This is a genomic window from Pseudoalteromonas sp. 2CM36K, assembly GCF_023161865.1.
Taxonomy (GTDB): Bacteria; Pseudomonadota; Gammaproteobacteria; order Enterobacterales; family Alteromonadaceae; genus Pseudoalteromonas; species Pseudoalteromonas tetraodonis.
In genome coordinates this window covers 89,655-110,038 of sequence record NZ_JALNTK010000002.1, presented here as the reverse complement: position 1 = coordinate 110,038, position 20,384 = coordinate 89,655, and the positions used below count along the sequence as shown (strand labels likewise).

The 20,384-nt window shown below is 41.1% G+C and carries 18 protein-coding genes and 1 pseudogene; 14 read left to right on the top strand and 5 right to left on the bottom strand.

Annotation, left to right across the window (positions count from 1 at the left end; translation table 11 throughout):
* Window positions 1–93: 93 nt before the first annotated feature.
* From MTN97_RS01610 to MTN97_RS01600, 3 genes and pseudogenes are all read right to left on the bottom strand, one after another.
* On the bottom strand, window positions 94–1,320 hold the full coding sequence (locus MTN97_RS01610; RefSeq protein WP_248473501.1) for a threonine/serine exporter ThrE family protein: 1,227 nt from the start codon (window positions 1,318–1,320) through the stop codon (window positions 94–96).
* A gap of 106 nt (window positions 1,321–1,426) precedes the next feature.
* Window positions 1,427–2,665 carry a glycosyltransferase gene (locus MTN97_RS01605; RefSeq protein WP_248473500.1) on the bottom strand — a complete coding sequence of 413 codons (1,239 nt, stop codon included), beginning with the start codon at window positions 2,663–2,665 and terminating at the stop codon, window positions 1,427–1,429.
* Window positions 2,665–3,537 (bottom strand): annotated as a pseudogene (locus tag MTN97_RS01600) (LacI family DNA-binding transcriptional regulator). The gene MTN97_RS01605 and the pseudogene MTN97_RS01600 overlap by 1 nt, the downstream one beginning before the upstream one ends.
* A gap of 164 nt (window positions 3,538–3,701) precedes the next feature.
* On the opposite strand from MTN97_RS01600, the gene MTN97_RS01595 reads away from it, so the two are divergent.
* From MTN97_RS01595 to MTN97_RS01535, 13 genes are all read left to right on the top strand, one after another.
* Window positions 3,702–6,179 (top strand): prolyl oligopeptidase family serine peptidase, encoded by a 2,478-nt coding sequence (locus MTN97_RS01595; RefSeq protein ID WP_248473498.1) that lies wholly within the window; start codon window positions 3,702–3,704, stop codon window positions 6,177–6,179.
* Between the two features lie 68 nt (window positions 6,180–6,247).
* The gene (locus MTN97_RS01590; protein WP_248473497.1) at window positions 6,248–6,865 is read left to right on the top strand and encodes a LysE family translocator; all 618 of its coding nucleotides are present in this window, start codon (window positions 6,248–6,250) and stop codon (window positions 6,863–6,865) included.
* A gap of 269 nt (window positions 6,866–7,134) precedes the next feature.
* On the top strand, window positions 7,135–7,836 hold the full coding sequence (locus MTN97_RS01585) for a hypothetical protein (RefSeq protein ID WP_248473496.1): 702 nt from the start codon (window positions 7,135–7,137) through the stop codon (window positions 7,834–7,836).
* On the top strand, window positions 7,836–8,738 hold the full coding sequence (locus tag MTN97_RS01580; protein ID WP_248473495.1) for an LPP20 family lipoprotein: 903 nt from the start codon (window positions 7,836–7,838) through the stop codon (window positions 8,736–8,738). Before MTN97_RS01585 ends, MTN97_RS01580 begins: the two co-directional genes overlap by 1 nt.
* Window positions 8,739–8,746: 8 nt before the next feature.
* Window positions 8,747–9,871 (top strand): hypothetical protein, encoded by a 1,125-nt coding sequence (locus MTN97_RS01575; protein ID WP_248473494.1) that lies wholly within the window; start codon window positions 8,747–8,749, stop codon window positions 9,869–9,871.
* On the top strand, window positions 9,868–11,235 hold the full coding sequence (locus MTN97_RS01570) for a hypothetical protein (protein ID WP_248473493.1): 1,368 nt from the start codon (window positions 9,868–9,870) through the stop codon (window positions 11,233–11,235). The genes MTN97_RS01575 and MTN97_RS01570 overlap by 4 nt, the downstream gene beginning before the upstream one ends.
* A 9-nt stretch (window positions 11,236–11,244) precedes the next feature.
* Complete coding sequence (locus MTN97_RS01565; protein ID WP_214552448.1) at window positions 11,245–12,540, top strand: hypothetical protein; 1,296 nt, start codon at window positions 11,245–11,247, stop codon at window positions 12,538–12,540.
* On the top strand, window positions 12,540–13,253 hold the full coding sequence (locus MTN97_RS01560; protein ID WP_214552447.1) for a hypothetical protein: 714 nt from the start codon (window positions 12,540–12,542) through the stop codon (window positions 13,251–13,253). Before MTN97_RS01565 ends, MTN97_RS01560 begins: the two co-directional genes overlap by 1 nt.
* A gap of 37 nt (window positions 13,254–13,290) precedes the next feature.
* Window positions 13,291–14,490 (top strand): murein transglycosylase domain-containing protein, encoded by a 1,200-nt coding sequence (locus MTN97_RS01555; RefSeq protein WP_248473492.1) that lies wholly within the window; start codon window positions 13,291–13,293, stop codon window positions 14,488–14,490.
* Between the two features lies 1 nt (window position 14,491).
* Entirely contained in the window at window positions 14,492–15,061 is a 570-nt protein-coding gene (locus MTN97_RS01550) for a hypothetical protein (protein WP_214552445.1), read from the top strand.
* Between the two features lie 76 nt (window positions 15,062–15,137).
* The gene (locus tag MTN97_RS01545) at window positions 15,138–15,386 is read left to right on the top strand and encodes a DUF4282 domain-containing protein (protein WP_069439142.1); all 249 of its coding nucleotides are present in this window, start codon (window positions 15,138–15,140) and stop codon (window positions 15,384–15,386) included.
* Between the two features lie 146 nt (window positions 15,387–15,532).
* The gene (locus MTN97_RS01540; RefSeq protein ID WP_248473491.1) at window positions 15,533–15,820 is read left to right on the top strand and encodes a DUF2798 domain-containing protein; all 288 of its coding nucleotides are present in this window, start codon (window positions 15,533–15,535) and stop codon (window positions 15,818–15,820) included.
* A gap of 37 nt (window positions 15,821–15,857) precedes the next feature.
* Window positions 15,858–16,022, top strand: a complete 165-nt coding sequence (locus tag MTN97_RS01535) for a DUF2798 domain-containing protein (protein ID WP_248473490.1) — start codon at window positions 15,858–15,860, stop codon at window positions 16,020–16,022.
* A 72-nt stretch (window positions 16,023–16,094) separates the two neighbouring features.
* Here the strand turns inward: MTN97_RS01535 and MTN97_RS01530 are convergent, their stop codons facing one another.
* Entirely contained in the window at window positions 16,095–16,607 is a 513-nt protein-coding gene (locus MTN97_RS01530; protein ID WP_069439143.1) for a MarR family winged helix-turn-helix transcriptional regulator, read from the bottom strand.
* Between the two features lie 180 nt (window positions 16,608–16,787).
* Here MTN97_RS01530 and MTN97_RS01525 point away from each other — a divergent pair, with 180 nt between their 5' ends.
* On the top strand, window positions 16,788–17,675 hold the full coding sequence (locus tag MTN97_RS01525) for a haloalkane dehalogenase (protein ID WP_024605654.1): 888 nt from the start codon (window positions 16,788–16,790) through the stop codon (window positions 17,673–17,675).
* 120 nt (window positions 17,676–17,795) lie between these two features.
* Here MTN97_RS01525 and uvrA read toward each other — a convergent pair whose 3' ends face one another.
* On the bottom strand, window positions 17,796–20,354 hold the full coding sequence (gene uvrA / locus MTN97_RS01520) for an excinuclease ABC subunit UvrA (RefSeq protein WP_248473489.1): 2,559 nt from the start codon (window positions 20,352–20,354) through the stop codon (window positions 17,796–17,798).
* Window positions 20,355–20,384: the final 30 nt, after the last annotated feature.

Here is a 20,384-nt window from a genome sequence, read left to right as displayed (position 1 = left end):
ATAACAATGTGTAACCAATATACTAAAAAATGCGATTAATCCTCAAAAGAGGACGTTAAGTGAAGTGATTCTTGTGCAATACCGCGCATACATTTATAGACTCTTTTTAGGAGGAAGCGCCACGTTTGCAAATATGAGCCCCGCTACAAGCGACATAAATATTAAAAACGTTTGCTGCCCAATATGTTCAGCATAAACAAAGTCTTGGCCTTCAATAAGCGAGTTTAAGCCAATATAAGTTTTACTGCCGGGGACTAGTACAATTAAGCCTTGCATAGCAACAATAGAAGCTGGGGCATTTGCAACGCGATTAAATAAGTTACTAAATACACCGACAGAAAATGCGCCAACAAAGGTACCCAGCGTGTAATCTAAATACATGGCGGAGCCAATACTGGTGCCGTAGGCTATAAATCCTGAAGCAATAGACCAAGCAGCATGTTTAAACTTAGTTCTAAATATCACAATTAAGCTGCTACATAGTAAAAATATAGCTAACCAAGCTGTCCATTTAGGCAGTGGCTCTGGCTGTACAAAATCAGCTTGGCCAAAAATAGCAAAGCCAATAGCAATACCAATAAATGCACCAAAATAAAGTTTAAACAGCAACATAAACGAGTCCATAACGCGTGCTGTGCCAGATACTAAATGCCGCGCTGCGAGTTCAGCTAAACCAAGTGCCAGTGCTAGGCCTGGAATAAACACAATAATGGCCGACAGAACAATTAAACGAATATTAATATGCGTATCTAAATGAACGCTAATGGCACACGCCAGTACCGCTGAAACAATGGCCACTAAGGGCTCTAACATGTGGGCAACGCGCTTGGAACGTGCCGACCACAGCACAAATAAATAAACAACAAAGGTTAATAAACCAGACCACAGCACGTCATTCCAACTGGTACCCATAAGCATTGCAAATGCGCCGCCAGAGGTAGCAAAGGCAATACCTGTAATCACTCTATTGTAAGGGTTTGGGGCATCAAAAATGATATCAAGTTGCTGATCAACTTCTTGCAACGTTAATTCATCATTAAGCATTTTATTAACGAGATCATCGGTATCTGCAAGTGAGCCTAAGTCATGATCGCCAGGGTCTACACGGGCAACATGGGTGTATTCATCTTCGTGGCCATCAGTCCAAATAACAAAGGTAACCGATGTTGGCGACATGACAAACGATGATTTAAGACCGAGGTAAGTCGCCACTTCCATTAAATGAGCTTCTAGGCGATATGCCGGTGTACCGTACTTATGAAGCATTTTACCCAATTTAACGATAAATTTGCGTTTTTCTGTAAACGTTGCGGTTTTCAAATTTGTTTTGAACCAACTATTAAATAACTAAGCTAAAAATATAGGCAATAATGCTAAAATTGCCCAAGTTTATTTGCGGCGATTTTAAACACAAATCGCCGTCTGTCTAGTCATTTCTCACCGTTTTTTTATTTTTTTCTGCTATCCATTGCGACATGTATTGTGTGCTGCGCATGGTGTGATGTTTTAGCATTTGACCGGTGAAATTTTTCATTCTATGGGCCGATAAATTTTGGCTTACTAATTGAATTTTTTCGATTAAATTGTCGCTCAACTGCGCTTTATCATAAAGTGTATGAAGTAACTCATTACCAGCTTTTTGTGCAGCTATAAACTCAGCTTGATTGGTATAAATTGAGACAGCAGCGTTTGCAAATTCTTCTGCATTTTGAGTGATAGCACCAGGCCATGGTAAATGGTTATGCATACCTTCGCTACCTATTGGCGTGGTGACGCTTGGGGTTTGCATGATCATGGCCTCTAAAAGTTTGCCTTTTATGCCAGCACCAAAACGAAGCGGGGCTAAACAAATGCGCGCGCTTTGCATTACTTCATAAGCATCATCTGCCCAGCCTTTAATTAAAAAACCGGTTTTAGGGTTATTGAGTGCGGTGGCTTTAGGTGGCGGGTAAGAGCCATAAATGTGCAGCTCTGCCTGCGGTAGTTGTTTGCGGATAAGCGGCCAAATTTTTTGTAAATACAGTACCGCATCCCAGTTTGGGGCATGCCTGAAGTTGCCAATGGTCATAAAGTGTTGGCGTTGTTCAAACGGTTTAATTGTTTTTGGTAATGCATGTAAATCAACCATAAAGGGTAAATGATGCAATAAATCAGTATCTACATTAAATACCTCATGTAACAAACCCATTTCGAAACTTGAAATAATTAAGCTTAAGTCGCAGCGTAAAATAGCGGCTATTTCACGTTTAGCTATGTCTGAATGTAAATCGCTGGTGGTAAATTCTCGCTCACCTTTATGGGCTTCATGGCGGGCATTGCGCAGGCATTGTAAATCTTCGGTGTCTAAAATTTTAAGTGCATTTGGGCAATGCTTATCTACGCGCCAGCCAAATTGTTCTTCCATCATAAAGCGGTCAAACATTACTATGTCTGGGTTGTAGGCTTTAACGTACTCATCAAAACTATCGCAGTTAAGGGCAATGCTTTGACTGCTTATGCCGTACTCATCTAAATTTACCATGTGTTCGGTGCGCTGTGCTGGGGTAGCAAATTCTACTTGCCAATCTTGCGCTTTAAACGCGGTTAATAACGACATCATGTGCGTACCCGCAGCAGACGAATTGGGCTCTGGCCATACGTAACCAATTACCAGCACTTTTTTCATTACGGTGTTTCTCTAATTTGTAGGTTTACATTTACCAGTGTTTTTACTGGCGCAGTGTTGTTTTGTAGTTGCTCTTGCAGCACTAAAATACTGCGCTTAGCTAGTTCTTAGGTGTTTATATTGGCGCAAGTAAAGGCCGGTTGCATTTGGGTAATATCAGGAATATGCAAGCAGCTTACTGTATTATTTTTTAAGTGCGGAGCCGCTGCTAATACGCCATGGGCAACTATATTGTTTGCGCAAACAACAGCATTTATATACGGCTGATTTACTAAAACTTCATTAAAAAACTGTTTTGCTTGTAATACCGAACTTTCAGCATTTGTTATTACATCGTACTCAGTAACTTTTTTTTGCTCGCATGCGCTTATAAAACCTGCAGCCTGCGCTTTTGACGTTTGGCTGTTATCACCTATAAAAATAAGTGTTATAACATTGTAATGGCTCGCTAGTTTATCGAGCCATTGGGCGCAGGTGTTTGCCACTGGGCATACTATAAAAGCGGCTACGTTATATTCTTTTAGATTGTTTGTTGTATGAGTTTGGCGCTCAACAGAGTTATTACTACTCACAATAACGGTTTGAAAATGCGCGCTATTTAATTGCAGCTCTAGGTGGGCAGCCAGTTCGGCCATTAACGGGTTTGTTGAATCATCAATTACAACAGCCACTAAGTTTGAACGCCCAGAGCGCATAGCCGCTGCATCACGATTATACACATAACCCAGCTCGTCAATAGCTTGTAGCACTTTTTGTTTGCTTTTGTCAGCAACCTTATTACTTTGCGTTAGTACCAGCGATACGGTCGATTTAGACACTCCCGCAAGGTGGACAACATCAAAAATAGTGACCGATTTAGCTTTGTTAGGCATGGTATTTATGCGCGAAGTAGTAAACAAATAGCTGCGTAGTGTAGCGTATTTAATCTATTTAAGTCATCTTTTAACTCTGCAATTTAAAGCTTAATACTTTATGAACAGGTCAAAACGTGATTATATACCTTTTATAATCTTAAAAATAACATAAGGATAAAAACATGAACGCATTTAGGCTCTTAATTGCCTTTATTTGTTGTGTTGTAATAATGCCAAACAGCTATGCTGAGCAAGGTTATCAAACACCATCGCCTGAGCTTGCTGCTGTGGTCGATGCAAAATTAGCACCTACAAGTTTTTTATCGAGCGATGGCCAATGGCTTGCTTTATTTGAGCGTAAACGCGTGGAAACGCTCGATGAGCTTGCCAAAGATGAGCTCAAGCTTGCCGGCATAAAGCTTAACCCTGCTAATTTTTCACGTTCGCGTGTGAGTGCTAAATACAGCGCAATTGAGCTTAAACATGTGCAAAGCGGCACTGTTATTAATATTAATAATTTACCAAGTGGTATTATTCGCTCGCCTAAATGGTCATCTAACAGTAAATATTTAGCGTTTGTTGTAGAGCAACAAAGCCAAGCAAATTTATGGCTATACAGTGTAGAAACTAAACAAGCAAAAATGCTCTCAAGCGCAGCGCTTAATTCTGTTATTACCGCTATGCCTTACCAATGGCTACCCGATGGAAGTGCACTGATTGCCAATTTAGCGGTTAACATAGGTAAACCCGCGCTTAAAAACAGCAGTCAAAATGTTGTGCCAGTTATACAGCAAAGCACTGGCGAAAAAGCGCCAGCGCGTACTTATCAAAACTTATTAACCAGTCCGTTTGATGAAGCACAATTTAAATTCTACGGCCAAGGGCAATTAGCTTACGTAACGCTTGATGGCAATACACAAGCCATTGGCAGCCCTGCATTATTTAAATCGTTTTCGGTATCGCCTGATTCAACCAATATTTTAGTCGCGACCATCGACGAGCCATTTTCGTATCAAGTCCCTTACAGTCGTTTTGCAACTACATGGCAAATATGGGGAATGCGTGGCTATGCATTAGTAGAGCTGGCAAAGCAACCCCTTGCCGACAACATTCCACAAGGCTACGACAGTGTACGCACCGGTCGTCGTGATTTTGAATGGCGCGCGGATCAAGGCGCTGAAGTCATATGGGCCGAGGCGCAAGATGGCGGTGATATGAAAACTGAGGTTGAATATCATGACTACCTTTACAGTTTGCGAGCGCCATTTAAACGCGACCCTAAATTATTTGCCAAAGTAGAGCGTCGTTTTGCTGGCATACAATGGGGTAATGATAATATTGCTATGCTAAGTGATTGGCGTTTTAGTGACCGACAAGTGCGCACTTATGTAATTCAACCACGTAATGCCGATAGTAACCGCGTGCTTTTTTCTGAGCGAAGCTATAACGATGCGTACAAAAACCCAGGTAGCTTTATATACGAGCGTAACGATTTAGGCGCCAACGTTATTAAAATTGTTGGCGGGCGTTATATGTATCTGCGCGGTAACGGCGCGTCTGAGCAAGGTAATATTCCGTTTTTAGACCAGTACGATGTAAAAACGAATAGCAGCAAGCGTTTATGGCAATCACAAGCGCCATACTACGAGCGTGTTCGTGCATTGCTTGACGACGAAGGCGAGCGCTTTATAACTGTGCGAGAGTCTAAAACCGAGCAACCTAACTTTTTTATTCGTGATTTAGATAACGATACTCTTACACAGCTTACTAATTTTGCTCATCCGTACCCAGCATTTAAAGGGGTTACCAAAGAGCAACTACGTTATACCCGTGATGACGGTGTTGAGCTTTCAGGTACGCTTTATTTACCACCAGGTTACGACGTAACCCATGGCCCGTTACCCGTACTTATGTGGGCGTACCCACTTGAATACAAAGATAAAGCCGTAGCATCACAAGTGCGCGAATCGCCATACGAATTTACTTACATTGGCTATTGGGGCCCTATGCCTTACCTTGCTAAAGGTATTGCCGTATTTGACGACCCTAAAATGCCTATTGTAGGTATTGATGGCAGCGAGCCAAACGATAACTTTAGAAAGCAGCTAGTTTCAAGTGCACAAGCTGCAGTCGATGTGCTGGTTGAAAAGGGCATTGCCGATAAAGATAACATTGCTATTGCAGGGCACTCTTACGGTGCGTTTATGGTGGCTAATTTATTAGCACATAGCGATTTATTTAAGGCAGGTATTGCCCGCAGTGGTGCGTATAACCGCACATTGACGCCGTTTGGTTTTCAGGGTGAAGAACGTGATTTTTGGCAAGCACAAAGTGTGTACGCTAACATGTCGCCGTTTTTCCATGCTGAAAAAATTGACGAGCCAATGCTAATGATCCACGGTCAAGAAGATCCTAATTCTGGAACTTTCCCAATGCAAAGTGAGCGCATGTACGCCGCCCTAAAAGGCTTAGGTAAAGACGCTCGCTTAGTAATGCTCCCTTACGAGGCACATGGCTACCGCGCACGTAAAAGCTTATTACATGTACTGTGGGAGCAAGAGCAGTGGCTAGATAAGTACTTATTAAGTGATTCTGTTGAAGAGCCGGTAAATGTTACTACTGAGCAAGTAGCAGAGCCAATACCGATTGCTGAACAATAGTAGATAATAGGTAACCAATAGCGCGGCTACTTTAGCCGCGTTTTTTGCTTTTAATATAGAGAGAAAAAATGATTGATGTAGCTGCACTTGCCGTTTTTATTCCTACCTTCTTTTTTGTGTCTATTACTCCGGGTATGTGCATGACACTGGCCATGACTTTAGGCATGAGTATAGGCGTGCGCCGAACTTTATGGATGATGATTGGCGAGCTGTTAGGGGTCGCAAGTGTTGCTATTGCTGCGGTATTAGGTGTTGCAAGCGTAATGCTAAATTACCCTAATGCGTTCGATATTTTAAAATGGGTAGGCGGTGCATACTTAATTTATATAGGTATAAATATGTGGCGCGCAAAAGGTAAAATGTCGGTTGATACGCATAATACAACAGCCGTGAGCCGATATTCATTATTTTCACAGGGGTTTGTAACCGCCATTGCCAATCCAAAGGGGTGGGCGTTTATGATTTCCTTATTACCTCCTTTTATTAACGTACAATACAGTGTTGCGCCCCAATTAGCGGTGCTGGTGGCCATTATTTTGCTCTCAGAGTTTATCTGTATGATGATTTACGCAACAGGTGGTAAAAGCCTGCGGTTATTTTTAACCAAAGGCAATAACATTCAGTGGATGAATCGTATTGCGGGAAGTTTAATGGTGCTAGTGGGGGTTTGGTTAGCTATAGATTGATAATTAAATCAACCATACTAAATTTGCTGTAATTAGAAAATGAACCTCTTTAGATTTAAAATTACTTTGTAGTCATCATTTCCAAAATAATGCCTAGCTGTAGTTACATTTGTTATTATTTTGCGAAAACTGCGTATAAATTTTGAAATTTCGTGTTGCAATTCATCTTAAATTCAGCAACTATATAAGGGCAATTCAAGGAAGAATGAATTAAGTCAATAGCTTAGCTACATGCTTTCTTGCCTTTTAAACTTATAGGAAATTTCCACATGAAGAAAACCATTCTTTCCGCGCTGATTTTTGCTCCTCTTTTCGCAGGCTGTGTGTCTACTGCAGATAATTCTGGTGACTTAGACCGCAACGCAGTTGTTGCTGAATTAACTACCCGTATGGATACTCTTGGCTATCAATACCCGGTAGATGTTGTGCCTGGTATTAACGAATTTTTAAATGCATCGGCCATGGTGCTAGAGCGCCAATATAAAGTTATGTCGCAGTACCGCACATCGACTGATCAACTTGATGCACGAAAATTCTTATACGCCAATAAAGATGCTTCACCTGAAGAGCTAGAGGCAGCTATTGTAAAGTTTGATGCGGGCGCTAAAAATGAAGACGAAAAGATAGGTCATAAGCTTGCTACTTACAACGAAGCTAATGAAGCGATTTATCAACAAAACGTTGAGCTTGCCACACAGCTAACTATTGAAGCCGCTAAATCTGCACTGTTACTAACAGAGTATCGAAACGAAGTTGCTGCGGCTTTAACACTAAGTGCAGGCAGTAGTGTAATGAGTATGTTCGCAGATGATGAAAATGAAGCTGAGAACCCAAAGGATATTGGTGTCGCATTATTAAAAGCAAAAGATCAACTTGCGTTAGCACTTGAAGCGAATGAAATTATTGAACTTGAACAAGCAACCATAGCATCAATTAACGAGCGGCAGCTTACGCTAGAAGCGAAAAATTAATGAAAACAAGCCTATTTGTCTTGTTACTGGCATTTGTTTGTATTACTTCAGCACAAAGTTGGCCTGCTTGGGTACTTCAGTCTCAACAAAGTGATGAATATATTACAGCTGTAGGTATTGGTGAAAGTCGCTTAGCTGCAAAGCAAGCGGCTCTAGCTGACATAGTAACGCAACTGAGTGTTGATGTAAGTACCGAGCAAGTACAGCTATCAAGCAAGCAAAATACTCAATCAACAGGTTATTTTCAGCAAACTACGTCCCTTAGTAGCTTGCCGTTTACCCTTACGGGCACAGAGGAGCTTAATAGCGCTGAGCAGGCAAATTTGTTTGCCCTACAACTCGGTGTGAAAAAATCAGTCATTGTTAACACGGTAAAAGCTGATTTGTCAGTGTTATTCCGCGTGTCACCGAGCGACAAAAATAGTGAACAACGCTTTATTTGGGCATTGCAGTATAGTGGTTTACTCAGTGATGCAACAAAAAAGCTCGCGGTACTTGAGTACTTGTCAGGGGCTCAACCTTTAATTAGAACTCGCTTAAATACCTTATTAACGGATCAGTCAAGCGCGCTAAATGACGTTGCATGCGATGTGGTTGGTGCACTGAGCGCCCATGAAATCAAGTCGGCTTTAAACGATGCCCTACCCCACAGTGGTAATACTCAATTGTGGATGCGCCCGCAATTACGCTGGTACTATGCTAACAGTAAAAATAGCCACAGCGCAAAAGCGATTTTATCTTTAGCACTTACCCGCAGTAGTAGCCCATTCAAGGTGTTATTACAACACGATTTACACGCCCAAGAAACGGGGGCAACAACGAATGCTGCGAAACAAAAAGTGATTCAAAATTTAGTTCAACAACTTAAAGCGCCACCTAGTACATGGCTGTTCGATATTTAGGAATAATAATGAAACTCATAAAAAAAATTACCCTTTCAGCAATCACTGTCGCTTTATTAGCGGGTTGTCAGACAAAGCCGGGTAGTAGCACACAAGTGGCCAAAGTAAGTAATCGTGCCTCTAACGCGCAAGTGGCTAAAAGCGCCTACGACTTTAAAGACCACGATATTACTATTCCTGCTTATTTTGATACTCAAGGGCTAGAGCGCTGTACGTTTGATGTTAATAACGAAACCGATAGCTGCCCGTTAAAAAAGCCTATCGTACGTATGTATTTTGACCTAGCTCAAGTAACTGGAAGTGGCATTGGCGTAGATGCCATGCGAGAGTTCGATAATAATAACTTACTATTGATGGTTGAAAATCAATTTGCCGGCATTAATCGCTTTAGAATTATTACCCGTGATGACGACACTATTTCAAAAGAGCAGCAAATATTTTTACAGCAACAAGGTGCTAAAGCAGCAGCTAAACGCGCCGAAGTAAAAGCGTTAATGCCGGATTTTATTGTAAAAATAGATTCCCTGAGAACCATTAAAACAGAAGGAGCTTATAGCGATTGGGCAGATTATACCTTAGAGCTCACCACCGGGGTGATTAACCCACAAACTCGCGAAAAGCTTTCACACCCAAATTTGGGTAAAATACGGGTTAAGTCAGAAGACGTACGTGAGCGTTCTGAGCTTCAATTTACCAGATTAAGTGGTCGTTATTATACGGGTTTTCATTATGATGATAGCGCGCATGTAAACGCGGTATTTAATGATATGGGTTCGCGGGGTATTGATATTTTATTAACCCGTATGCTCAGTGAAATGCCTGCCACAGCGCAAGTGTTAGGCATTAAAGGCAACAAAATTAGCCTTGACCGTGGCCAAAATGCTGGCGTATTACCCAATGAAACCATGATTATATTTAGCTACGAAGCAGGTTTTGTTGAGCCATTAGGGGTGGCACATGTTAACCCGTCACGTAATAGTGCTAATGGTGAGATTATTCGCTGGAAAGATTCGAACATGGCTAATAACGTAAAAAATAAAGCCGAGAATGGCATATATCGCCCCGCCAGTGGCGCCAAAATTTTTGCTGTATCGGTAGGCACGCCAGCTAACTTTTTGGAGAGCCGTACATGATAAAAAAGCTTGGTGTTTTAGCACTATGTTCGTTAAGTGCACAAGCACAAGTAGAAGTGCTTGCAGATGGTACATTACAAACACAGGCGTGTGCTTATGGGCGCGGGAGTACCGCTATTACTGGTGCTAAAGCACAAGCCAGTGCAGAGCTGATACGCTTTTTACAAGGGAACAAAAGCCTCACAATGCAAAGTGCGCAGCAGCAGTTAACCACAGATTTAACCGATGACGCGACAAGCCTTTATGAGCAGCAACGTAGTGTAATGCTAGAGGGCTTAAATGCGGGGGCGGTACCATTAAATTACAGCGTGCCAAGACTCAATGGCAATGATACCTGCATGACGGTGAGCCTAAATCCATCAAACTTAGGTGAGCCGGTAGAGCAAAATTGGCAGCAAGCAACGCAAAATATTAGCGTTACGGTGATAGGACAAGGCTGGCAAAAGCAAGGTAAGACTGCGCTCAGCAATGCTGAGCAAGATGCATTACAGCGTGCGGTATCGCAGGTGGTTGGGGTTTGGCTTACACAACAGCATACCCAGTCATCAAGCACCAGCTTAAGTATTAGTGATGATAATGAATCAACTACTATGCAAGAGTTAATTGGCCAGCAACTATCAAGTCATAGCGAAGGGTTGATTAAAGAGTGGCAAACGCTCCAAAGTAAGCAGTTAGAAAATGGCGGGGTGGAAATTACTATTATGGCGGTGGTCGAAAAAGCTCCTTTAATTCAACAAGCTTCGCAATTATTGAGCATGATAGGTTCGCCTCGCGTGCATGTGATTGCACCTGAGCCTTTAAAAACAGAACTTAAAACATGGCTAAATGAGCAAGGTATTGAGGTGGGCGCTGCAGCCAGTTTAGAACTGTATGCTAGGTCTGAGCTAGTTAAGCGAGACAATAACCGACAGCTTCGTTTAATTGTTGATGTGCGTGATTTAGCTGGCAATATTTATGGGAAGTGGCAAAACGACCCTTCGTTAATGGCATTACCTAACGACGAAAATGTTAAGACTGATTTAATGGCTGTGCATTTAGCCAGTGAGTCACAATCGGCAGCATTGCATCGGGCATTAACTGTGGCGTTTACAAAAGTCGTTGCACGAGGCGGTTTAGTCAGAGAGGTATTATTACCGAGTAAAAAGCTTACGCAGCCAGAAAAATTATATGATGTACTTAGCACCTTAGGCGGTGTGAGCGATGTATCGATTCATAAACGTAGTGATTATACTGTAGCAAGCCTTAGGTTTAAAGGTAATACCGGTGAGCTTGCTAATGCGCTCGATCAAGCATTAATGACAATAACAGCAAAAAACCTTTCAAAAATTACAGTCGAAGACGATTTTACACTCAGGTATAAATAAGGATAGATGATGAAATTTAAAGTATTAACATTAGCAATGGTTTTAGCTATGCCTGCGATCGCAGCTGAAGAGTTTAGCCTAACAGACATGATACCTGCTCGCCCTGGCGCACAAGTAGCGGGTGCAGATCAAGCGCAAGTTTCTGGCGATGTAGTGGTTGCAAAAGATACAAATGTTGCGGTTGCTGTAGCTCATCAGGCACTAATTGATGATAACGAAGATGGCATAAAAATGATTCAGGTTGGCAGTGGTACCGGTATTTTATCAATCGGTAGTGCTAGCTATAACACTTACGATAATATGAATGCATCGTTACTTTCTAAACGCGGGGCTTATAATCAAGCTTATTTAATTGCAAAAAAACAATTAATTGAAAACATGAAAGGAGTTGAACATCAATGTGGTAATGTAGTGTCTGCAAGTATGGATTCTATCGATACGGGTGTTGAAAGTACTGTAAATGAACAGACTAATATGCTGGAAGCGTGTAAAGAGTCTGTATCAGGTTCGCTTGCGGGTTTTGTTACTTATGATGTTTACGACAATATTGATGAAAAAGAAGTGCGTGTAAGTTTAATATCTACTCCTAAAACGCGTTCACAAATTAAAGGGAATCGTGGTGCAGTTGCAGTGACTACTGAACCAAATGTTATTTTTCAACAAGTAATTGGTGATGTAAAAAGTGGCGTTTTACCTCCTGTTGGGGCTAAAGTACTAACTAATGCAGACACAGGAGAAGTCATCATATTAGGTTACGGCTCAGCCATTGCTCGTCAAAACCGAAATAAAACGGTTGCCCGTAAACTTAAAGGTGTTGCTAAATCTCAATCGCAAACACGTGCTCGTTCTGCCTTGCTTGCCACTATTCAAGGTGAAAAAGTGTATTGGCAAGGTAGCTTTGATGAAAGCCAAATGGAAGGCACAAAGCAGTTTGAATACGAAGACCCATATTTAAACGATCCTCAACAAGTTAAAATTCTCGAAGAAGACCGCAGTACATTTTTAAATCAATTAAAAACGTCAGACGAGTACTCAACAGTTGCTAAAGGGAAATTACCACCGGGTGTAAGTGTTAAAAGCTTTGCAAGTGATGATGGCTTTTGGCAATACAGTGTTGCGGTTTACGCGCCAAGTCTAGAGGCAACTGCGCGCCAAGCTGCAAAAGAAATGACCGGTAATAATGGACAAACAGTAAACGGTGTCAGTCGCTATGGTCATAAAATTAAAGCCCATGGTGGGTTAAATGAAAAAGCGGCAAATCCTCAGGGGGCATCAGGTAAAGTAGCGAGCGAAGAGGAACTTTAATGCTAGCACCTATTTTAGCGCTTTCATTGGTGGCTTCGGCCACCTTTGACTCAGAGCAAACCATTGAACAGCAAACTGCTTTTTTTAAAACTCAGGCTAATGGACAATACGCCCGAGTAATGGCGTTAAAATCGAGTGCAAAAAATGCGCTTGAGCAGGCATGTAGAAATGCATTGACTCTGCCACAGCGCAGTATTATTAAAAATACTTTAGCTAAAAAGCTTAATATTACTTTGCCAGCATCGGTAAGCTTTATTGACGCTGAAATTACTGACTATAAACAAGAGAAACAGCAAGAATGGTTAACTTGTACCGGCGTTGTAACACCTGCTGCGCAAGATATTAATGAAGCAGGTCTTGCCGTTAGAGCTGCGTGGCAAATAGGAAACCAAAAAGATAAAACAAACTTACGCCCTTTATTACAAGTTGCATTGAATCACCCTACAACGATGTCTGATGCGGTGGCGTTAGTTGCAGATCAATCACCAGAAGAGCAACGTTTAGGCTATCTCGATAAATATTTAAAAGTGAGTGAGTTAAAGATCGATGAAGCTAAGGCGTCAGTTGCACAAACCTGGTTTGTTAATGGTCGTTATAAACAAGTTATTTCGCTAACCCAACAATGCGATAGCATAGACTGTAAGCGGTTAAATTTAGCAGCTCAAACTGCTTTTGATAATCTACCTGCTGATGATTTGAGTAGCTACTTTTAATTTTATAGGGATATAAGAAATGCATTTAAGAGCTAAAATGCTTCTAAAAATAGGCGCATTCGCTTATTTAACAATGAGTTTGCCTAGCATAGCTCAAACGAATGATGAGGCTGAATTTGAAGCTTTTTTAAAAAAGCGTCAAAGTGAATTTAATCAGTTTGAGCAACAACAAAAGCAAGAATTTGACGCATTTGTAACTGCCTGGCGTGATGCGCAAGATGCATATTTAAAACAAATAACGACAAAATGGCAAGATCCAAGTCTGCCAAGCTCAAAAGTGTGGGTAAAATACAGTGGTGATTTAAATAAACGTACCAGTGTAAACTTTGAGAGTGGTGAGGTTGTAGTTGAGCTTTTAAATAGCAAAAACAACGAGCAAGCTGTTGAATATGCAAAACAGCAATTAAATGAGCTTTCTCAAGTCACGGTAGATAAAACACTTGCAAATGATCCCGTTTATATTACTGCTAATAAAACCATTAATAATAAAAGCTTCACTTCTACGGGTAAGCCATTAAATAAAAAAATTCAAAGAAATAAGCCATCAGCAACGGCCCAACCTAAAAAAATAGCTAAGCAAACAGTACTTTCTACAGAGATTGTAGAAGAGGTACTCTCTGCCAAGGCACCTGTTATAACTAAGCAAAAAGACAGAGTAACAATTAGCTATAAGCTGCCTGCTAATACGCTCTCTAACCAAGCAAAACGATACTTACCTGAAGTTCAGCAACAAGCTAAACGTTACAACTTAGATCCCGCATTGTTATTAGCCATCATTCATACCGAATCAAGTTTTAACCCACTAGCTCGTTCCCCAATTCCTGCTTTTGGATTGATGCAAATTGTCCCGACATCAGCGGGTAAAGACGTGAGCAACTTTTTGCAAGGTAAACCGCTATTACTTAGCCCTGAGTATTTATTTCAGGCTGATAATAACGTAGAGGCAGGCAGCACTTATGTGCATATTTTAAGTAATCGTTATTTTAAAAATGTGCGTAATGCGCAATCAAGAATTTACATGAGTATAGCCGCTTATAATACTGGCCCTGGCAACGTAGCCAAAACGCTGAGTGGCTCTAAATCACTTAATCAGGCAAGTATTGCAGCTAATTCAATGTCTGCAGAGAAAATTTATACCTTAATGGTTAACAATTTACCTGCGCAAGAAACCCGTAATTATTTACAAAAAGTGGTAAAACGCACCGCTTATTATCAAAAGCAATTGAAAGGAATTTAAAATGAAAAAGTTTTTACCCGTTATAGCCGCTTTAGCATTAGGTGCGTGTTCAAGCACTGAAAACACACAGTCGGCACCATTAGCAAAAAATGATTCAGTACCAAGTTGGGTGTTATTACCTGTCTCTGATAAAGGTTTAGCATCGTCATCATGCGTTCCTTGGTCTGGCAGTATGTCTACCGATAGAGCGCAAGCTATTGCAGCAGCTCGCGCTGATTTATCTCAGCAAATACAGGTTAAAGCAAGCGTTATGGACAAGCTATATCAACGTAAAGCACAAAGTAATGATGAGCTAAATGTTGGCGGTACTTTTGAGCAAGTAAGCAAACAAGTTGCACAGCAAAGCCTTGTGGGTGCTGTGCCACAAGAAGTGGCATTTGCTAAATTAGACGGGGTAAAGCAGCTTTGTACATTCGTTGTAATGAGCAATACAAAAGAAACATTTAATAACCTTGTAGCTCAATCTGGTAAGCGTTTAGATCCAAGTTCACGTGAAGCGCTCTACGAAGAGTTTAAAGCCCAAAAAGCAATGAAAGATCTTGAAAAAGAGTTAGATAGTTTAAATAACTAATAAAAATTCTAAATTACTAGCTTAGTTTATAACTCCGCTAAGCTAGTATTCTTATACGGAGTTTTAAAGGACTAAAATGAAAGATATATTCTTTTTTGATTCAATGTTAACGCCAAAAATAATTACATTTGTTTACTGGTTAATTTTAATAGGGACTTTGATTTCAGGTCTTACTACAATGTTTGCTAAGTTTGGTGGTGGCGTCATCAGTGGTTTGGCTATCATTGTTGGTGGGGCGATTGGTGCGCGTATCTGGTGTGAGCTGTTAATTGTATTATTTAAAATTCATGAAAATCTTCAAAAAATAGCTAATAAATCAGAATAAATTCAAATTTTCATAAAGTAGTGGCTGCATTGAGTGCCACCACTACTTTTAAGTTTTGATGACCAAATTAACCAAATAAAGTTGATATTGTCAATTAATTCGATATAGGTGACTTTATCATCTATGTTAGAAGTGTTATCTATTTAATGAATACGCCTGCTTTAATAAACTCTGTGCCTGTTGCGCTTAAAAAAACACCTGTTATATACAAAATATTGGTTATGGTCATGATGATCACACTTGTTGGCGGTTCTCTTACTTACATTATGACTTATACAAATGTAGGCATAACTGATCATTTTTATATGGATTGGTTTACCTCGTTTTTAAGTGCTGTACTGGTTATGGCGCCAATAGGTTTAGCAATGACTGCTTTTATGAATGTTTTTGTGACTAAGTTATTACCAACAGCAAGCGAGCTAAATGTAATTTAGTGATTAGTGTTTTATGGCGCTGAACATGGAGTTGTTAATGGCGTTTGTTACCGCTACTAATAATATTGGCTTTGCTAATACTCGCTTATTTTATACAGCGTGGGTAGAGGGGTTATTAGCCGCGCTACCCATTGGTTTAATATTAATGCTTGTTATGTCGGTTACGGTAAAACCTAAAATAGAACGCTTTTTAAAGAGCTAACACTTTGAGCGCTAACGTATTAAAGCAAATAATTTAATACGTTTATAGTGGGCAGATGCATGAAGTAATTAGTTACTTAATTGAGTTTTCTACCGGGCAGCCTTGTTTACGGCATACACCTTCGTTACATAATTTGCATATTTTACGTGCTTCTACCTGCTCGTTTGTTAGGCTGCCAAGTGCTACTTCTATCAAACTTAAAAAGCGTTGTTTTTGTTCATCATTAAAGTTGTTTAGTATTTTAGAGGTGGCTGTTTCTCTGCTGGCTAGTACTAGTTCAACTCTTTGGCTTCCTTTATCCGTTACGCATAAAACAACAGAGCGGGCATCTTTTACTGACTTTCGCCTTTCTACAAATTCTTCTTTTTCAAGTGTATTTATTAATCTAACAGCACCAGAATGCGTTAAGCCTAAAACCTTGCTTAGTACATCAATGGTTTCATTCGGATGATTGTAAATAGTGACCAGTGCCGCTTCGTGGCTTAGGCTTCGCCCGCCTAATTCGGCAATCTGTTTTTCAATGTCATTAGAAACAGAAGTAGCAAACGTGCCGATTAAATTTGATATATATTTTTCATTTTTCATAAATTTAATTATATGTGATTAGATCATATAAATATAGTGACAAATTAAGCCCGTTCGTTTATTGTATGACTCAGTCATGTATATTAACTCGAAATTAGTTAATCTACTTCGAATATTACACAAATTAGATGAGCGAGGATTTACCGCCAGCTCATCAGTTAAATAAAGCGATATAATTAAATGAAAAATGATTCAGAAACATTACGTTATGCAAAAAAGTTTAAAACTGTATTAGATAAAAAAATGGCTTATATAGATGAAGGCGAAGGTGATCCTATTGTTTTTTTACATGGTAACCCTACATCTAGCTTCCTTTGGCGAAACGTTATGCCCTATTTGCAAGGAAAAGGGCGTTTAATTGCTATCGATATGATTGGATTAGGAGATTCGCAAAAGTTAGATAACACCCATGAGGGCAGCTACTCACTTGCTGAAAACAGCAAATACACATTTGCACTTTTAGAAGCGTTGGGTGTAAATAATAACGTTACCTTGGTGCTGCACGATTGGGGTTCAGGCGTTGGTTTTAACTGGGCTAATACACATCGTGATGCTGTAAAAGCAATTGCGTTTATGGAAGCAATTGTTACTGACTTTCCAACATGGGACGATTTTCCTAAAGATTTGCACGGACCCATTGGCACTATGCGCTCAGCTGAGGGTGAAAAAATGGTTCTTGATGACAACTTTTTTATTGAAACAATATTACCAGCGACCATTGCACGCAAATTAACGCAGGCAGAGCATGATGAGTATCGCAGACCCTTTATAAATGCAGGAGAAGATCGCCGTGCAATTTTAGCAGGGCCTCGCCAACTGCCCATTGCTGGAGAGCCTGCCGATACCGTGGCTTTAGTTAAAAGCTATGCGAGCTATTTAGCTAACTCTCACGATATTCCTAAGCTATTTATTAATGCTGAACCGGGTGCTTTTTTAGTTGGTTACGCAAGAGATTTTGTGCGCACATGGCCAAACCTAACTGAGGTAACCGTAAGCGGTATTCACTACATCCAAGAGGATTCACCGCACGAAATAGGTAAAGCTATTTCAGATTGGTTACCAAGATAAAAAAGGGATGTATTAGTAAACCTGAACTTTGGATAATTAATCTATCTCGAGCCGTTATTTTCAGCGTTAACTACCATATATAGGTGACGCTTTTATACAACTAAAAGCGTCATCTATTAACTATTTAAGTAAAAATGGTGCGGTTTTACTCGCCTTTACACTTGCCACTTTTTCGGGGGAACCTTGTGCTACAATTAAGCCGCCTTCATCGCCGGCTCCGGGGCCAATATCAATAACCCAATCACTGTTACTGGCAACTTGCATATCGTGCTCAACCATAATGACGGTGTTGCCCGTATCAACTAAACCATTTAACTGCGCCATTAGCATGGCTACATCTTTAGGGTGTAGGCCGGTAGTTGGTTCATCTAAAATATAAAGCGTATCGCCGCGCTGAGTACGTTGTAGTTCAGTGGCAAGTTTAATGCGCTGGGCTTCACCGCCCGAAAGCTCAGTAGCAGGTTGGCCTAAACGTAAATAGCCAAGGCCTACTTGTAGCAGCGCATTTAGCGCACGTAAAATAGCGGGTTCATCGGCAAAAAAGGTATGCGCAGACTCCACCGTTAAATTAAGTACATCAGCAATAGTTTTATCTTTATAGGTAATCTCGAGTGTTTTTTGGTTGTAGCGCTTGGCGTTACACACAGGGCAAGGCGAATACACGCTAGGTAAAAATAACAGCTCCACGCTTACAAAGCCTACACCTTCGCAATTTTCGCATCGACCCTTTTTAACATTAAACGAAAAACGACCGGCATCGTACTTACGTGCTTTTGCCTCTTTGGTATTGGCAAACAGTTTACGTACGTGATCAAATAAGCCCGTGTAAGTTGCGAGGTTTGAGCGAGGTGTGCGGCCAATGGCTTTTTGATCAACCGTTATTAGTCGCTTTATGTACTCAATGCCCCCAGTTATTTGTCCGCCGGTTGTTATATCGAGTTCTTGCTCGAGTAGCTCGGCTTCATCTATGGGTATTTGTGGCTGCGATTTTTGCCCTAGTGCATCGTAAATCAATTCAACAAGCGCTTGGCTTACTAAGCTTGATTTACCTGAGCCAGATACCCCCGTAACACTTGTAATAACTCCAAGCGGAAATTCTACATTAAGCTTTTGTAAGTTATTACGCTCAACATTTTTAAGCGTAAGCCATGCTTTTGCTGGGCGTTGTTTACTTTGAATTTGAGCTTGCTGAGATTCGTTAATTTTAAATAAGTACTGGCTCGTGTGTGAGCTGCTAATTTGCTTTAAGCCCTCAACAGGGCCGCTATAAACAATATTACCGCCACGGGAGCCCGCATTTGGCCCTACATCAACCACCCAATCGGCGTGGCGAATAACACTTACGTCGTGCTCAACCACAAACACGGAGTTACCAGCAGCTATTAGCTCATCTAGTGCGGCTAATAAGGCTTGGGTATCGGCAGGGTGTAAGCCTGCAGAGGGTTCATCTAACACATACACAACACCAAATAATTTTGAGCGAATTTGCGTTGCAAGTCTTAAGCGTTGTAACTCACCCGGCGATAACGATGGCGTGGTGCGCTCAAGCGATAAATATCCTAAACCAAGTTTGGTAAGTGCTTCTACGCGTTTAAGAATGTCGTCTGCTATACGCTTTGCAACTATGGCTTTTTCGGGGTTTGCTGCGTTACTTTTAGCGGGGTTACTAGCGGCAAACCTTAATTTATCTGCCAGCTCATTAAGCGTTAATTGCGAAATCTCACCTATATCAAGGCCCGCTACTTTAACCGATAACGACTCTTTTTTAAGCTTTTTACCTTCGCACTGCGGGCATTGTGATATTTGCATATACTGCGATACACGCTTTTTTGTGCGTGGGCTTTGCGTACTGGCAAACGATTGTAAAACAAAGCGTTTAGCACTTATAAATGTACCCATGTAACTGGGGCTTTCTTCATTTTTAATAGCGGCTTGGGTTTGCTCAAGCGTGTACTCAGGAAAAACGGGCACTGTGGGTGTGTCGTCGGTAAACAAAATCCAATCACGGGCTTTTTTAGGCAGGGTATTCCACGGTTTATTAATGTCGTAGCCTAGCGAGGTAAGAATACGGCTTAGGTTTTTACCTTGCCAGGCCGGCGGCCATGCTGCAATAGCGCGCTCTTTAATTGATTTAGTAGGGTCGGGCACTAACAGCTCTTCGGTTACGTTAAATACACGGCCAATACCGTGGCATTCTGGACAGGCGCCTTGTGGCGTATTGGGCGAAAACGCATCGGCGTACAGTATGCCTTGCCCATTGGGGTATTCGCCTGCACGAGAGTAAAGCATTCGCAGCGCGTTAGAAATAGTGGTTACACTACCCACCGATGAGCGTACCGAGGGTGCACCACGCTGTTGCTGCAGGGCTACCGCGGGTGGCAGCCCTTCAATTGAATCTACATCAGGCTCGTCTACCTGATCGATTAATCTGCGTGCATAAGGGGATACCGAATCAAGATAACGATGCTGCGATTCGGCAAATAATGTTCCAAAGGCGAGCGATGATTTACCCGAACCTGATATACCGGTAAAAACAACAAGTGAATTACGGGGCAAGTTTACATCCACATTTTTTAAGTTATGAACACGCGCGCCTCGTACTTGAATGCTGTGCTCTGGGTTTAATAAAGCCGATTGTGCATTACTAACCTCGTGTGACTTATTAGATGTGCTTGCCATGTAATTTACTCCTGTTTAATAACCGTGTGT

Bases quoted from the DNA above. Each gene is read 5' to 3' on its own strand.
- MTN97_RS01525 (WP_024605654.1), top strand. From the start codon at position 16,788: ATGAAAAATGATTCAGAAACATTACGTTATGCAAAAAAGTTTAAAACT.
- MTN97_RS01590 (WP_248473497.1), top strand. From the start codon at position 6,248: ATGATTGATGTAGCTGCACTTGCCGTTTTTATTCCTACCTTCTTTTTT.
- MTN97_RS01555 (WP_248473492.1), top strand. From the start codon at position 13,291: ATGCTTCTAAAAATAGGCGCATTCGCTTATTTAACAATGAGTTTGCCT.
- MTN97_RS01550 (WP_214552445.1), top strand. From the start codon at position 14,492: ATGAAAAAGTTTTTACCCGTTATAGCCGCTTTAGCATTAGGTGCGTGT.
- MTN97_RS01565 (WP_214552448.1), top strand. From the start codon at position 11,245: ATGAAATTTAAAGTATTAACATTAGCAATGGTTTTAGCTATGCCTGCG.
- MTN97_RS01585 (WP_248473496.1), top strand. From the start codon at position 7,135: ATGAAGAAAACCATTCTTTCCGCGCTGATTTTTGCTCCTCTTTTCGCA.
- MTN97_RS01560 (WP_214552447.1), top strand. From the start codon at position 12,540: ATGCTAGCACCTATTTTAGCGCTTTCATTGGTGGCTTCGGCCACCTTT.
- MTN97_RS01595 (WP_248473498.1), top strand. From the start codon at position 3,702: ATGAACGCATTTAGGCTCTTAATTGCCTTTATTTGTTGTGTTGTAATA.
- MTN97_RS01535 (WP_248473490.1), top strand. From the start codon at position 15,858: ATGGCGTTTGTTACCGCTACTAATAATATTGGCTTTGCTAATACTCGC.
- MTN97_RS01540 (WP_248473491.1), top strand. From the start codon at position 15,533: ATGAATACGCCTGCTTTAATAAACTCTGTGCCTGTTGCGCTTAAAAAA.
- MTN97_RS01605 (WP_248473500.1), bottom strand. From the start codon at position 2,665: ATGAAAAAAGTGCTGGTAATTGGTTACGTATGGCCAGAGCCCAATTCG.
- MTN97_RS01530 (WP_069439143.1), bottom strand. From the start codon at position 16,607: ATGAAAAATGAAAAATATATATCAAATTTAATCGGCACGTTTGCTACT.
- uvrA (WP_248473489.1), bottom strand. From the start codon at position 20,354: ATGGCAAGCACATCTAATAAGTCACACGAGGTTAGTAATGCACAATCG.
- MTN97_RS01575 (WP_248473494.1), top strand. From the start codon at position 8,747: ATGAAACTCATAAAAAAAATTACCCTTTCAGCAATCACTGTCGCTTTA.
- MTN97_RS01570 (WP_248473493.1), top strand. From the start codon at position 9,868: ATGATAAAAAAGCTTGGTGTTTTAGCACTATGTTCGTTAAGTGCACAA.
- MTN97_RS01545 (WP_069439142.1), top strand. From the start codon at position 15,138: ATGAAAGATATATTCTTTTTTGATTCAATGTTAACGCCAAAAATAATT.
- MTN97_RS01580 (WP_248473495.1), top strand. From the start codon at position 7,836: ATGAAAACAAGCCTATTTGTCTTGTTACTGGCATTTGTTTGTATTACT.